The sequence below is a fragment of the Myceligenerans pegani genome (assembly GCF_014892515.1).
GTDB lineage: Bacteria > Actinomycetota > Actinomycetes > Actinomycetales > Cellulomonadaceae > Myceligenerans > Myceligenerans pegani.
This window is the reverse complement of record NZ_JADBGR010000087.1, coordinates 62,878-74,411: the sequence shown is the minus strand read 5'-3', so window position 1 is coordinate 74,411 and position 11,534 is coordinate 62,878. Positions and strand designations below refer to the sequence as shown.

The following is an 11,534-nucleotide window of genomic DNA, read 5'->3' as shown; positions in this document are numbered from 1 at the left end:
GCCCCCACCACGACCGGGGAGGACATCATGACGATCGAGACCACGGCGGGATCGGCCCGCCGTTCATCGGGGCAACCACCGGACCGGCCGCCGGCAGGACGGCCGCCGCGACGGCGTGCCGACCCGGCGAAGCGGCGCGGGCAGGCCGGCTACTGGTGGTACCTCGCCCCGCTGGGAGTGGGCTTCCTCGCGGTGGTGGCGCTGCCGTTCCTGATGAACCTGTACATCAGCCTGACCAGCTGGCGCGGTGGCATCGCCCCCGTGACCTGGGTGGGGCTCGACAACTACGCGCGGCTGCTCGCGGACGACGAGTTCTGGACGTCGCTGTACAACTCCGTCTACATGATCGTGGCGATCGTGCTCGTGCCGACCGTCCTCGGCGTGCTGATCGCAGCCGCGCTGTTCGACTACATCGGCAAGGAGTTCGGCGGCAGGGCGGCGGCGTTCCTGCGGGCGACCTACTACCTTCCGCAGATCGTGCCCATCGCGGTCGCGGGATTCATCTGGGCGTGGGTCCTCGACTCACGCGACGGCGTGTTCACGCTCGTGCTGCAGCAGCTCGGCATCCACGACCCGCCCGACTGGCTGGGCGATCCCGCCGTCGCGCTGTACTCGGTGATGCTCGTCCTCATCTGGCTGCAGATCGGCTACCCCGTGGTCATCTTCATGGCCGCGCTGCAGCGGGTCGACCCCGAGCTGTACGAGGCGGCCGAGCTCGACGGCGCGGGGTGGTTCCGCCGGTTCCGCGCCATCACGATCCCCCAGATCCGCCCGGAGGTGTTCGTCGTCGTCCTGACGGCGACCGTCGCCTCCCTCAAGGTCTTCGCGCCGATCCTCATCCTCACCGGTGGCGGCCCCGAGGGATCCACCGTCGTGCCGTCCTACTACGCCTACCGCAACTTCTTCGAACTGTCCCGCGTGGGCTATGGCGCCACCATCGCCACCGTCATGTCGCTGGTGATCTTCCTGGCCGCCATGGTGCTGCTCGCCCTGCAGCGTCGCTCCGACCGGAAGGAGAACCACTGATGTCACGGACCACCGGATCCCGCCGGGCCACCGCCCGGCGCGCGCTACGTGGCTCGCCCTGGCGCTGGGTCGTCCTCGCCGCCGTCGGCGTCGGGGCGCTCCTGACCGCCGCGCCCTTTCTCCTGCTCGTGCTCAACGCGTTCAAGTCGAGCAGCGACTACAGCCAGAACGGCCCGCTGGCATGGCCGACGTCGTTCAGCCTGGAGGCGTTCGAGGGATACCTCGCCCGGGTGGACTTTCCCCTGGCGCTGTGGAACTCCGTCACCATCAGCGTCGTGGTCGCCTTCCTCGGCGTGACCCTCGGCCTGCTCGCCGCCTACGCCCTCGGCATCGGACGCGTGCGTGGCAACACCGCCGTGGTCGCCGTCCTGCTGCTCGCCACCATGCTGCCGCACGAGGCGCTCATCTATCCCCTGTTCTACGGCGCCCAGGCCCTGGGGCTGCTCAACTCGGTGTGGTCGGTCGTCATCGTCTTCGTCGTCCTGCAAGGCGCGTTCGCCACGTATCTGCTCTCCAGCGTCATGTCCACCGTGCCGCGCTCGCTGCTCGAGGCCGCGGCGCTGGACGGGGCCAACCGGCGACAGGTGCTGTGGCGGGTCGTCGCCCCGATCCTCCTGCCCACGATGTCGGTCCTGGTCGTCTTCTTCTTCATCTGGACCTGGAACGAGTTCTACATCCCCCTCGTGCTGCTCGCCGACCCCGCCTCGCAGACCGTACCCATCGCCCTGTCGACGCTGCGCGGCCAGCACTCCATCGACATCACCGTCGTCAACGCCGGCTCCCTGCTCTCCCTCATCCCCACCGTCATCTTCTTCGTGCTCTTCCAGCGGACACTGAGCCGCGGCGTCACCGCCGGCGCGATCAAGTAACCAGGAATCCCTCCGAGAAAGGACCCCCATGCGCCACCTGTGGGCCACGAACCCGACCGCCGTGCGAAGCCGTTCGATCAATGCCGAGAACCCCGACGGCACGCCGGGCCGGGCCGCCACCGCCGCCTCCGCGCTGGGCCCGGGTCGCAAGGGTTCCGCGTTCCTCGCCGCGGAGCCCGGGCAGACGCTCACCCTGGCGGACATCGAAGGACCGGGCATCATCCGCCACCTCTGGATGACCGTCCCGGACCGCACCGACGCCGGGCCCTGGGTCCTCCGCGATCTCGTCCTGCGCATCTACTGGGACGGGGACGACGCACCCGCTGTCGAGACACCGCTGGGCGACTTCTTCTGCAACGGCTTCGCCGAACGGGCACTGGTCACGTCCCAGCTCGTCGTCGTCGCACCGACCGGAGGGATGAACTGCTACTTCCAGATGCCCTTCCGCCGCCGTGCCAGGATCACCCTGGAGAACCAGCACCCCGGACCGATCCCCCACGTCTTCTACCAGGTCGACTACACCGTCGGCGACGAGATCCCCGAGAACGCCCAGTACTTCCACGCGCAATGGCGACGGTCGAACGGCACCACGGCCCTGGGCGAGGACCATGTGATCCTCGACGGCGTCGAGGGCGCCGGCACCTACCTGGGCACCTTCGTCGCACTGGCGTCGCTGCACCGCTTCTGGTGGGGCGAGGGCGAGACGAAGTTCTTCGTCGACGACGACGACGCGCTGCCCACGCTGTGCTCGACCGGCCTCGAGGACTACGCCGGAGGCGCCTGGGCCTTCCAGGACGAACTTCGGAACGATCCCGCACCCCGGATCCTGACGTTCTCGGCGCCGTACTCCGGATATCCCCAGTACGCTGCCAAGGACACGACCAGGGCATCCCCGTTCGCCGTCGACTCCCCCGCACGCCACGGGCTCTACCGATGGCACGTGCCGGACCCGGTGTACTTCACCCGCCGCCTCCGCGTCACGCTCCAGCAGATCGGCGCCTGGGACCACGGACTCTTCGAACGATCCGACGACATCTCCACCGTGGCCTACTGGTACCAGCAGACCCCCACCGCGCCCTTCCCACCGCTGCCGCGGCCGCACGACCGACACCCGCGCTAGGGCCGATCGACGCCGGTGTGCGCGCAGGGCGCGAAGCGCAGGGCGCGGGCCGGACGCGCGCCTTAGCCGGCAAGGAGACGTCTCACGACAGGCCCCGGCATGCATGTAGAATGCATGCACGGTCGCCCTGCAGATTCGAACTTGTCGGGCTACGACGCCGGTTGCGTCGCGGTGGCCGAGTCCCACGCCTGCACCCTGGTCACGGCCGACGCCCGGATCAAACGCTCGGGCGCGGCACGCTGCGACATCCGGGTCATCAATTGAACGACCGCAGACACGGAACAGGGCTACCGGTAGCAGAGCGAGAAGGAGGCAGCGATGAGCATCCAACGTGGTCGACCATCGGAAGTGGCGGACCCTGTCGCGAGCTGGCAACTCGATCAGGTCTATCCGAGCAGTCTCGGCGACATCCGCTGGGCTCGCCTCGGAGGTGCCCGGCACCGTCCGGTCGTCCTGCTCCACGGGACACCGTTCTCGTCGTTCATCTGGCGCGACGTCGGCCGAGCACTGGCCCAGCAACGACAGGTGTACGTCTGGGACATGCCCGGGTACGGGCAGTCGGCGAGGTCTGCCGATCAGGATCTCTCCCTCGGCGCGCTGGCCGGCGTCTTCGTGGAACTCCTGCGCCACTGGGACATCGACGGCCCCGACGTGATCGCCCATGACTCGGCGGCGCCGTCGCTCTCGGCGCCCTGATCGACAACGGTGCCGCCTACCGGAGCCTCGCCTTGGTCGACGCGGTCTCGCTCGACCCATGGGGAAGTCAGTTCTTCGAGGTCGTCTCCGACAACATCGACGTCTTTCGTGGCCTGCCGCCCACGCTCCACGAGGCCTTGCTGCGGGAGTACGTCCAGACCGCAAGCCATCGGGGCATGCGTGCGTCCGTACTCGACGCACTCGTCGACCCGTGGTGCGGCGAGGAAGGGCAAGCGGCGTTCTATCGCCAGCTGCGCCACCGAAGCGCTGACGAGGGCTACATCCGCCACCTCAAGACGCACTACGGAGACCTCCGACAGCCCGTACGTCTTGTCTGGGGAACGCAGGACACCTGGATCCCGGCCGAACGCGGCAGAGAACTCGCCGTGACGATCCCGGAGGCACGCCTGACGCTCATCGAGGAAGCGGGACACCTCGTCCAGGAGGACGCCCCTGGCGAACTCACCGCAGCGCTGATCAGCGCCATCAACGGCTGACGCTTCCGGGGCCAGGTTCGCGCCCCTGCATGAGGGTGCGTCAATTGCGGCTGCAATATGGGGCCCTTGGCCCGTGTGGCAATTGTGCCGGTGATCGGGGTTTCGAGACCGACAGGGAGGAACACATGACGGATGAACATCGCGATAGGCTCGCCGGATACCTACGCGATGCCGCGGGCCGGTTCCACCGGACGGTCGAGAGCGAGGGCGTCTACGGGCTCGACGACCGCACGCTCGCCGCCAAGGTCAGCGGCCCGGCACGGTGCACGGCCGCCGCCGACCTCGACGACGCCCTGGCGGGCCTGTACGCAGCGTAGATACGCTCCAGCACCATGACTCACGTCGCGTTCACCGGCCACCGAGGACTACCCGACGACGTCGTCCCCCTCGTCGATGGTGCTCTCCGCCAGGTGCTCGCGCAGTACGACGGCGAACTGGTCGGAATCACCTCGCTCGCCGACGGAGCGGACACACTCTTCGCCCGCGCCGTGCTCGACGCCGGTGGCCGACTTCGGGCCGTCATCCCGGCCACCCACTACCGCGAGGCCCTACCCGCCGAACACCGTCCCGTCCTGGACGACCTGCTCGCCCACGCGACCGACGTCGTCCACCTCGACCACCCCGACTCGACCAGCGAGTCCCACATGGCCGCCGCACAACGGATGCTCGACGACGCCGACGAACTCATCGCCGTCTGGGACGGAAAGCCCGCACGCGGCTACGGCGGAACCGCCGACATCGTCGCCGAAGCACGACGGCGGCACATCCCGGTGCAAGTGGTCTGGCCAGAGGGAGCAAGACGCGACTGACATGGGCTGCCCCTGCACAGGTAGCCATTCGTGGCGTCGCCTGGAGCGGTGGTATCACCGGCCCCTCACGGGAGAGGGAGCGCGGCCGCAGAACCCCGTCACGATGGCTTGAGTCCCGGGCGGGCACGGTGTGACCTCGGACCACCAACCATGGCCGTGGGCTGCGCGCGTCGGGCTGGAGCTTGAGATGTGGACGTAGTCGCCCTTGGTGTTGAAGATGCAGTCCCATGCTGCGTCGGAAGCGGTGGTGGCGCCCTCGGTGGCCACGGTGAACTCGTCAGCGGGGCCCACTTCTGGGTCCGCGCTTGCAGTGAACGGGCGATGCCATACTGAGGATCAGGAGTGCGGAGGCGGCGATAGCGCCGCGCGTGAGCAGTGACTTTGACCTCTTCATCTTGCCCCTTCGGATTCCAGATGCCGATTAGGACCATTCAGAGGCTGGACATCTCGCCACAGAACGGTCAAGCCATTATTTGGCTCGCCACTCAACGGGAAGGTTGGCATGACAGCGATCACCCGCCTCAACGCCACATGCGAGCACGCCGCCACGAGAGGGAACGGAACGCTGGACTTCACCGTCCATCTGCTGGCCGAGGACTCCGACGGGCATGTTCACACGGTCATCGACGACCGCGGGTTCTCAGTGCTCACGCAGCCACCGGGCCCGGATCCCTGGAGCGGATTGACGGCGTCGTCTTTGTCTGCGGAGGTCAAGACCACTCTCCTTCCTGATGACGACAGCCCGGAGCACCTTGACTGGGACCTGGTCGTATCGCGACTCACCGACATCGGCGTGCCCACCACTCCTGACGCCCTCCGGAACGTCCCCTACGACGTGACGTTGAGCGCCGCGATCCGCAAGCGTCTGTGACGCTACGCCTCCCGACCAGATCGGTGATCTGTTCACGTTTCCAGGTCAGGGATCCGGCCTGCCTTGGCCGGTCGGCCCGCCGCAGCGTTGGCCTGCTCGATCCGTCGCACGACCTCCACTGCGAACTTGGCGGCGCGCTCGTTCGAGTACGTGCGGTACGCGGCACCCAGCCGAAACGGTTTCTCGTCATCGGACAGCAGGTGAAGGCCCTGGCCGAACGGGTTGTGCATCTGCCGCGCCGTCACCAGATCGCCCGGTTCCAGGCCGCCGATGTCCCCCAGGCCCGAACCGATCCACCGGCCCGGCGCCTCGCTCTTGGCCGCGTAGTAGTCGGCCAACGGCGAGGGCACCCGCCGTCCAGTCGTCGTTGCCGGCGTCGCATGATCAGCGGTTCGCCAAGGCAGGGCGGGTCGGGGCGAGCAGATTGCACCGGTCGGTGTCGGCCGCCTCGTGGCAGCCCTCGACCGTCCAGGGATTTACGTATACGATATTGGCATGAGCAAGCGGAAGATCCACGGCAAGGACGTGAGCGACGAGCAGATCCAGGCCTGGGCCGATGAGGCCGAGGCCGGCTACGACGTCGAGACCCTGCGGCGGCGCGGACGTCCGGCCGCGGGCGAAGGACCGGGAACCGTGGTTCCGGTGCGACTGGACGCTCCGACGCTCGCCGCACTGACCAAGCGCGCCGAAGAGGAAGGGCTCGCGAACCGGTCCGAGGCGATCCGTGCGGCGGTGCGCGCCTGGGCTCACGTCGCGCGAGGCTCCATGACTCCGCCCGCAAGCACTTCCGACGAGACCGGCTCACTGAAGCCGATGTGCTGCATGCAGCAGAGAATGCGGTCTACCGGGCACCGCTGGACGACGAGGACGACCCCCGCCGCTGGCTCCTGCTCGGATTCGACGACGCCGGACGCACCCTGGAACTCGTACGAGGTTTCCGGCCCGGGCACCAGCACGTTCGTGCCCGGGCCGGGAACCTCGTGCCCAGTACCAGCCTGTGGGTCCTGCCCCGTGGCGCCGAACGGATCGGCATGGGCCCCCCGACGACCCCAGCCCCCTGCGCCGGAGAGCGCGCTACGGCAGCGTGGTCGCTACCGCCTACGACACCGCGACCACTGACGGCGTCAACGAGGCCGGCCTCAGCGCACACCTGCTCTGGCTCGCCGAGGCAGGGGCCTCGCGGCTGGTGCTCGTTCAGGTGATGACCTGGATCGGGCAGCGCGCAACTCCGGCCTTCGCGATCCGGGCGTCGGCGGTGACGAGGGTGCAGTCGCGGTTCTCGGCGGTGGCGACGTAGGCGGCGTCGTAGCCGGTGAGGTTCCCGCGTAGCTCCCACATGCGCGGCAGCAGGGGCGCGGTGGGCGTGGTGCCGACGACCATGCGCGCCAGGGTCCGAGCGGCTCGCTCGGCGTCGGCGTCGCTGAGTTTCTTGCCGAGCCAGAGACCACGGATCGCTGAGAACATCTCGGTGTGCCAGTGCTCGGGCACGATCCAGGCGGTATCGGCGTCCAGGATGCGGCGGGCGGCCGCGACACGGTGGTCGGTGTCCTGGTCGGTGAACAGCAGGATTGCCGCTGAGGCGTCGGGCACGATCACGCCTGACCGTGCCGTTCCGCGCGAGCCTCGTTCAGGGCGTTCAGGGCGTCGTCGGCGGTGACGCCGGTGCCGGTCGTCCAGGACGCGAGTTCGTTGATGATGGCGTGGTTCTGGCTGAATGACGCCTCACGCACGATCACGCCGAGCAGGAATCCCTGGAGGGACTGCCCAGCGCGGGCCGCGCGCTCGGCAAGCGCGTCGCGGACGTCGTCGGGAACGTCTCGGATCTGAAGAGCAACCATGCCCCCATAATGCATGTAAAACGCATGAGCATGCAAGAGTGCTGGGGCCATCGCCAAGTGCGCGACGTTCGAGTTCGGAGTCGGCGTTTCCGCTGCTGGGAGCCGACGAGGAAAGGGCCGACGATGTGGCGTAGCACCCGGATAGGCTCCCTCGCCGAATCGCGGTGACTGGCCCCACCAGCACCGATCCGTATCGATGCTGGTGGGGCACGGTCGGGGTGACCCGATTCGAACGGGCGACCCTCTGCTCCCAAAGCAGATGCGCTACCAAGCTGCGCCACACCCCGTACGCCCGGCCACGGCCGAGCCAGAGCAAGTGTAGTGCCACTGGTCAGGATGGCGCGGCACCGAAGCCCGTCGATCGCCGGCCTACGGCTTGAGCTCGCTCGTTGTGACGGATCGCCCCGGTCGAGGCGGCACGAGGCGCCTCGGGTTTGCTATCGTGAGCGCGCGGTTCGACGACGGACGGTGCGCTCGGAGGGGTTGCCCCAACCATGGCATATACCGTCGTCGGGACCCGCGCGGGCGTAGCTCAATGGTAGAGCCTCAGTCTTCCAAACTGATTACGCGGGTTCGATTCCCGTCGCCCGCTCCGCTATTGAACGGGCAGGTCAGAGGCCGTTTCTGACCTGCACGCCGGGCGCTCCGCAGGGCTTAGAAGCTCTTCTCCGTGCCCTTATATGCCCTACGTCCGTGGCGACTGGAGCAGGAGCATCGCGATGTCCGACTCCCCCACGATCAGTCCCGCTCGCCGCGGCGATGCTTCCACGCCTCAGGACGTGAGAGAGCGGCCCGACGAACCCAGCGTGCCGCGTACGGCAACATCCGGGAGACCCGGCCCGGTCGCTTCCAGGCCCGTACACCAGCCCGGACAAGAAGCGCCGGCCGCTCGGGACGTTCGACACCTACGACGCCGCTGCCGCCGCGAAGAGGTCGATGGCCGAGCTCGGGAACGCGCTCACGACGATCGAGGGCCAGGGCTCCTTGCTCTGAACGGGACGCCGCGGTCCCGGCTGTTTGAAAGCGGCCCGCCGACGGCCCCGCAGGCGCCAGTCGCTCACTGTGACAGGATGCTCCCCATGACGAGCACAACGAAGGGACATGCCGCGTAGGCATCCCACCCGGCAGCGAGCAGCTGCACGACGACGCCCCTACGGCACGGAGCACGTCAAGGACGGCCGCCTCTCCGGATCGGCCCACGCTGCCATCAGCCTCCTCGAGGCTTGGCCCGGTCAGGTCCACGGCGCGCTGGTGAACTGGGAACGCGAGGCGCACACCCGCAACCCCTGGAGCAGACACGCCTATGGTTGCGGGATCCGCGAATGTTGCGGCAGCCCGATCGACGACCGTGACCTCCTCGAACTCACGATCCACCGCTTACCACGCCGCTCTGCTCAGGAGCTCCGTGCCCTCGTCCACTCGATGGATGCACGGATCATGGCCAAGTTCCCCGTACGGTTGGATCACTACCACCGGTGGTGGCATACCGACTTCCCGTGGAACTACGACTGACTCGGCGACCTGCCATGGTCCAACCGGCTGAGTGTCGGTGGCCCGTGGCATGCTCTGGCCCATGTCGCAGCAGGAAGCAACTCTGAGTCCCGCGGTGGCGGCCGTCCTGGCCGACGTCGACGCGTTCGATTGGACCGCCGTCTCGCATGCCTATGGCGACGCGAGCGACATGCCCAGCATGCTGCGGGCCCTCGTGGTCGATGCCGGTGACGATTCCGATTCCGGCTCAGAGAGCGTGAGCGATCTGTGGGGCGCAATCGTGCACCAGGGCACCGTGTACTCGGCCAGCACGGCGTCGGTCCCGTTCCTGGCACGTCTCGCGGCGGCCGGTGCCGCGACCAGGGAATGCCTGTGGCTGCTGGGATGGATGGCCGCCAGCGACGACACCGCCCCCGGCGCGGAAGACGACATCCGCAACGCGGTGCGCGCCCACGCCGACGTACTCGAACCGCTGGCTTCGCACGACGACGGCGAGATCCGCAAGGCCGCCGTGCATGCCCTCGGACAGACCAGGTCAATCGACCTGTTCCCTGCGCTGCGGGCCGCCCGCGACGACGACGAGGACGCGCTGGTCCGTGCCGAGGCCGTGATCGCGATGGTGCGCTGCGGTGCACCGGATACGGCCGGGGTGGTCGCCGCCGCGTACGCCGATCCCGCAGACGCGGTGCGGCTGGCCGGAGTGTTCGCGTCGTTCGATGCCGGACGGCCATGGACCCGCGAGACCAAAGAGGCGCTGTTGTCGGTGCCGGACCCGGACTCGATCGCCGGCCAACTTCTGGACGACCGACACGAGGCACTCGCGTGGGTGGTCGAGCAGCTGTGCGACTCCGGCCACGGCGAGGCAGCCGCCAGCCTGCTCATCGAGGCCGCCGAACGCGAGCATGCTGACCTGGCGGTGGTGCTGTACGCGGCCACCATCGCCTGCGAGCGATCTCGCGCGGCAACCGAGCTGCTCCGCCCTTTCGCGGTCAAGCACGTCGACGCCGAGGGCGCGAGGATGCTCACCCAGACGCTCGGCCTGACTCCCGGCCCGGAGCCGCTGCCTTTGCCGGTGCAGGCAACTCCGGATCAGCTCTTGGGCGACGACGCCAACCTCGACGTCGAAGAGATGCGTACCAGGCTCGCCGTTCCGCTGCCGGAGTATGCCCGACTTACCACCCCGGTCGTCGACAAGAAGCTCGCCCTCGCCGCAGCACTGTGGGAACGAACCGACGATCCCGCGCCCGTGGTGGCGGCCGTGACCGAGGTGACTGACCGGCTTGCCGAGCGCGAGGGATTCCTGTGGGGATACCAGCGGGCGAACGCCGCCCGTACCGCTGCACGGCTCGGCGTCGAGGCCGCCGCCCTTGAGCTCGTCCTGCGCGCGCTGCTCGACGATCCCATCGCGCTGGCCGCGGCCGCGACCGCTCTGGCCCGCGCGGGCTGCGACTTCGACGTCGACAATGTCGCCGATCGTCTCGCAGCGCAGGCTGGCCAATACCGCGGCGACGACACCGTCACCGCGCTGGCCACGCTCGCGCCCCTCCTGTCCCCCGCCGCCGTCCAGCGCTGGCGCAACGTCATCGAACGCGACGCCCGGTTCGTCACCGGCGGACAGCTCGGCACCTTCGTCGCCGCCGACGAACAGTTCCGCGACGCCCTCCGCGACGCTCTGGCGGGCGCGGACGCATGACCCGCGACGCTCTGCCCACGGCGTCGTCGCCCGGGGCCCTTCCCTCGTTCCGCTACCACCCCGACCCCGTGGCTACTGGCGCCATCTCTCCCGAGGCGATCACGTGCTCCGTGTGCGGCAACGCACGCCCGTACCGGTACGCGCTGCCGGTCTACTCCGAGCACGACGTCGGACCGGTGTGCCCCTGGTGCATCGCCGACGGAACCCTGGCCGAACGGTTCGACGCCTACCTCAACGACATCGAAGGCCGGTACCCACCGGGAATCCAGGAAGAGCTCGGCTACCCGCCCACACCGCCCTACCAGCAGGTTCCCCGACAAGTGGTCGACCAGGTCTGCCGCTGCACACCGGGGTTCCCGTCGTGGCAGGACGTGATGTGGCTCGTCTGCTGCCGTGACGCCATGACCTACCTCGGACGGATCAGCGCGGCCACGCTGCGTGGTGATCCCGAGCTGCGCGGGGAACTCGCTTCCGAGCCCGAGGTCGGTGAGATGCTCAACTACGTTGACGACCGCGACGAGGCCAGCGTGTTGTGCCACCACTTCCGCTGCCGCCACTGTGGCCGCAACCGCGGACTCATCGACACCGACTGACATGCTGCAGCGGGAAACCGGACCAGTGGCC

13 protein-coding genes, 2 tRNA genes and 1 pseudogene are annotated in these 11,534 nt (G+C 68.6%); 12 read left to right on the top strand and 4 right to left on the bottom strand.

Translation table 11 applies throughout. The features are described from left to right. Positions 1–213: 213 nt before the first annotated feature. The 7 genes and pseudogenes from IIE03_RS13090 to IIE03_RS13060 all read left to right on the top strand — a co-directional run bounded on the left by IIE03_RS13090 (position 214) and on the right by IIE03_RS13060 (position 5,888). Positions 214–1,026, top strand: coding sequence for a carbohydrate ABC transporter permease (locus tag IIE03_RS13090; RefSeq protein WP_225997720.1), 813 nt, complete (start codon positions 214–216; stop codon positions 1,024–1,026). Then, complete coding sequence (locus tag IIE03_RS13085; protein WP_192863206.1) at positions 1,026–1,895, top strand: carbohydrate ABC transporter permease; 870 nt, start codon at positions 1,026–1,028, stop codon at positions 1,893–1,895. The genes IIE03_RS13090 and IIE03_RS13085 overlap by 1 nt, the downstream gene beginning before the upstream one ends. Before the next feature lie 28 nt (positions 1,896–1,923). Beyond that, a complete protein-coding gene (locus IIE03_RS13080) occupies positions 1,924–3,015 on the top strand; it encodes a glycoside hydrolase family 172 protein (RefSeq protein ID WP_192863205.1) in 1,092 nt (363 codons plus the stop codon). Positions 3,016–3,333: 318 nt separating this feature from the next. Continuing rightward, a pseudogene (locus IIE03_RS27025) lies at positions 3,334–4,208 on the top strand (alpha/beta fold hydrolase). Positions 4,209–4,333: 125 nt separating this feature from the next. After that, on the top strand, positions 4,334–4,525 hold the full coding sequence (locus tag IIE03_RS13070; RefSeq protein WP_192863204.1) for a hypothetical protein: 192 nt from the start codon (positions 4,334–4,336) through the stop codon (positions 4,523–4,525). A gap of 15 nt (positions 4,526–4,540) precedes the next feature. Next, positions 4,541–5,017: a hypothetical protein gene (locus IIE03_RS13065; protein WP_192863203.1), complete on the top strand. Its 477-nt coding sequence runs from the start codon at positions 4,541–4,543 to the stop codon at positions 5,015–5,017. Positions 5,018–5,519: 502 nt separating this feature from the next. Next, entirely contained in the window at positions 5,520–5,888 is a 369-nt protein-coding gene (locus tag IIE03_RS13060) for a hypothetical protein (protein ID WP_192863202.1), read from the top strand. Positions 5,889–5,920: 32 nt separating this feature from the next. Here the strand turns inward: IIE03_RS13060 and IIE03_RS13055 are convergent, their stop codons facing one another. Further along, positions 5,921–6,238, bottom strand: coding sequence for a relaxase domain-containing protein (locus IIE03_RS13055; protein WP_318842964.1), 318 nt, complete (start codon positions 6,236–6,238; stop codon positions 5,921–5,923). 145 nt (positions 6,239–6,383) lie between these two features. Here IIE03_RS13055 and IIE03_RS26745 point away from each other — a divergent pair, with 145 nt between their 5' ends. Then, positions 6,384–7,007: a ribbon-helix-helix domain-containing protein gene (locus tag IIE03_RS26745; RefSeq protein ID WP_318842963.1), complete on the top strand. Its 624-nt coding sequence runs from the start codon at positions 6,384–6,386 to the stop codon at positions 7,005–7,007. 75 nt (positions 7,008–7,082) lie between these two features. On the opposite strand, the gene IIE03_RS13045 is transcribed toward IIE03_RS26745, so the two are convergent. The 3 genes from IIE03_RS13045 to IIE03_RS13035 all read right to left on the bottom strand — a co-directional run bounded on the left by IIE03_RS13045 (position 7,083) and on the right by IIE03_RS13035 (position 8,013). After that, positions 7,083–7,478, bottom strand: coding sequence for a type II toxin-antitoxin system VapC family toxin (locus IIE03_RS13045; protein ID WP_192863200.1), 396 nt, complete (start codon positions 7,476–7,478; stop codon positions 7,083–7,085). Positions 7,479–7,480: 2 nt separating this feature from the next. After that, the gene (locus IIE03_RS13040; protein WP_192863199.1) at positions 7,481–7,726 is read right to left on the bottom strand and encodes a FitA-like ribbon-helix-helix domain-containing protein; all 246 of its coding nucleotides are present in this window, start codon (positions 7,724–7,726) and stop codon (positions 7,481–7,483) included. A gap of 213 nt (positions 7,727–7,939) precedes the next feature. Then, positions 7,940–8,013: transfer RNA gene (locus IIE03_RS13035), tRNA-Pro, on the bottom strand. A gap of 234 nt (positions 8,014–8,247) precedes the next feature. Here IIE03_RS13035 and IIE03_RS13030 point away from each other — a divergent pair. The 4 genes from IIE03_RS13030 (at position 8,248) to IIE03_RS13015 (ending at position 11,503) form a co-directional block, all read left to right on the top strand. Next, a tRNA-Gly gene (locus IIE03_RS13030) sits at positions 8,248–8,318 on the top strand. A gap of 509 nt (positions 8,319–8,827) precedes the next feature. Next, positions 8,828–9,238, top strand: a complete 411-nt coding sequence (locus IIE03_RS13025; RefSeq protein WP_192863198.1) for a hypothetical protein — start codon at positions 8,828–8,830, stop codon at positions 9,236–9,238. Positions 9,239–9,299: 61 nt separating this feature from the next. Next, positions 9,300–10,910, top strand: coding sequence for a HEAT repeat domain-containing protein (locus tag IIE03_RS13020; RefSeq protein ID WP_192863197.1), 1,611 nt, complete (start codon positions 9,300–9,302; stop codon positions 10,908–10,910). Next, the gene (locus IIE03_RS13015) at positions 10,907–11,503 is read left to right on the top strand and encodes a CbrC family protein (protein ID WP_192863196.1); all 597 of its coding nucleotides are present in this window, start codon (positions 10,907–10,909) and stop codon (positions 11,501–11,503) included. The genes IIE03_RS13020 and IIE03_RS13015 overlap by 4 nt, the downstream gene beginning before the upstream one ends. Positions 11,504–11,534: the final 31 nt, after the last annotated feature.

Excerpts from the sequence above, each read along its gene's own strand:
- IIE03_RS13020 (WP_192863197.1), top strand. The coding sequence starts at position 9,300 with ATGTCGCAGCAGGAAGCAACTCTGAGTCCCGCGGTGGCGGCCGTCCTG.
- IIE03_RS13060 (WP_192863202.1), top strand. The coding sequence starts at position 5,520 with ATGACAGCGATCACCCGCCTCAACGCCACATGCGAGCACGCCGCCACG.
- IIE03_RS13065 (WP_192863203.1), top strand. The coding sequence starts at position 4,541 with ATGACTCACGTCGCGTTCACCGGCCACCGAGGACTACCCGACGACGTC.
- IIE03_RS13040 (WP_192863199.1), bottom strand. The coding sequence starts at position 7,726 with ATGGTTGCTCTTCAGATCCGAGACGTTCCCGACGACGTCCGCGACGCG.
- IIE03_RS13080 (WP_192863205.1), top strand. The coding sequence starts at position 1,924 with ATGCGCCACCTGTGGGCCACGAACCCGACCGCCGTGCGAAGCCGTTCG.
- IIE03_RS13090 (WP_225997720.1), top strand. The coding sequence starts at position 214 with ATGAACCTGTACATCAGCCTGACCAGCTGGCGCGGTGGCATCGCCCCC.
- IIE03_RS26745 (WP_318842963.1), top strand. The coding sequence starts at position 6,384 with ATGAGCAAGCGGAAGATCCACGGCAAGGACGTGAGCGACGAGCAGATC.
- IIE03_RS13025 (WP_192863198.1), top strand. The coding sequence starts at position 8,828 with ATGCCGCGTAGGCATCCCACCCGGCAGCGAGCAGCTGCACGACGACGC.
- IIE03_RS13085 (WP_192863206.1), top strand. The coding sequence starts at position 1,026 with ATGTCACGGACCACCGGATCCCGCCGGGCCACCGCCCGGCGCGCGCTA.
- IIE03_RS13015 (WP_192863196.1), top strand. The coding sequence starts at position 10,907 with ATGACCCGCGACGCTCTGCCCACGGCGTCGTCGCCCGGGGCCCTTCCC.
- IIE03_RS13070 (WP_192863204.1), top strand. The coding sequence starts at position 4,334 with ATGACGGATGAACATCGCGATAGGCTCGCCGGATACCTACGCGATGCC.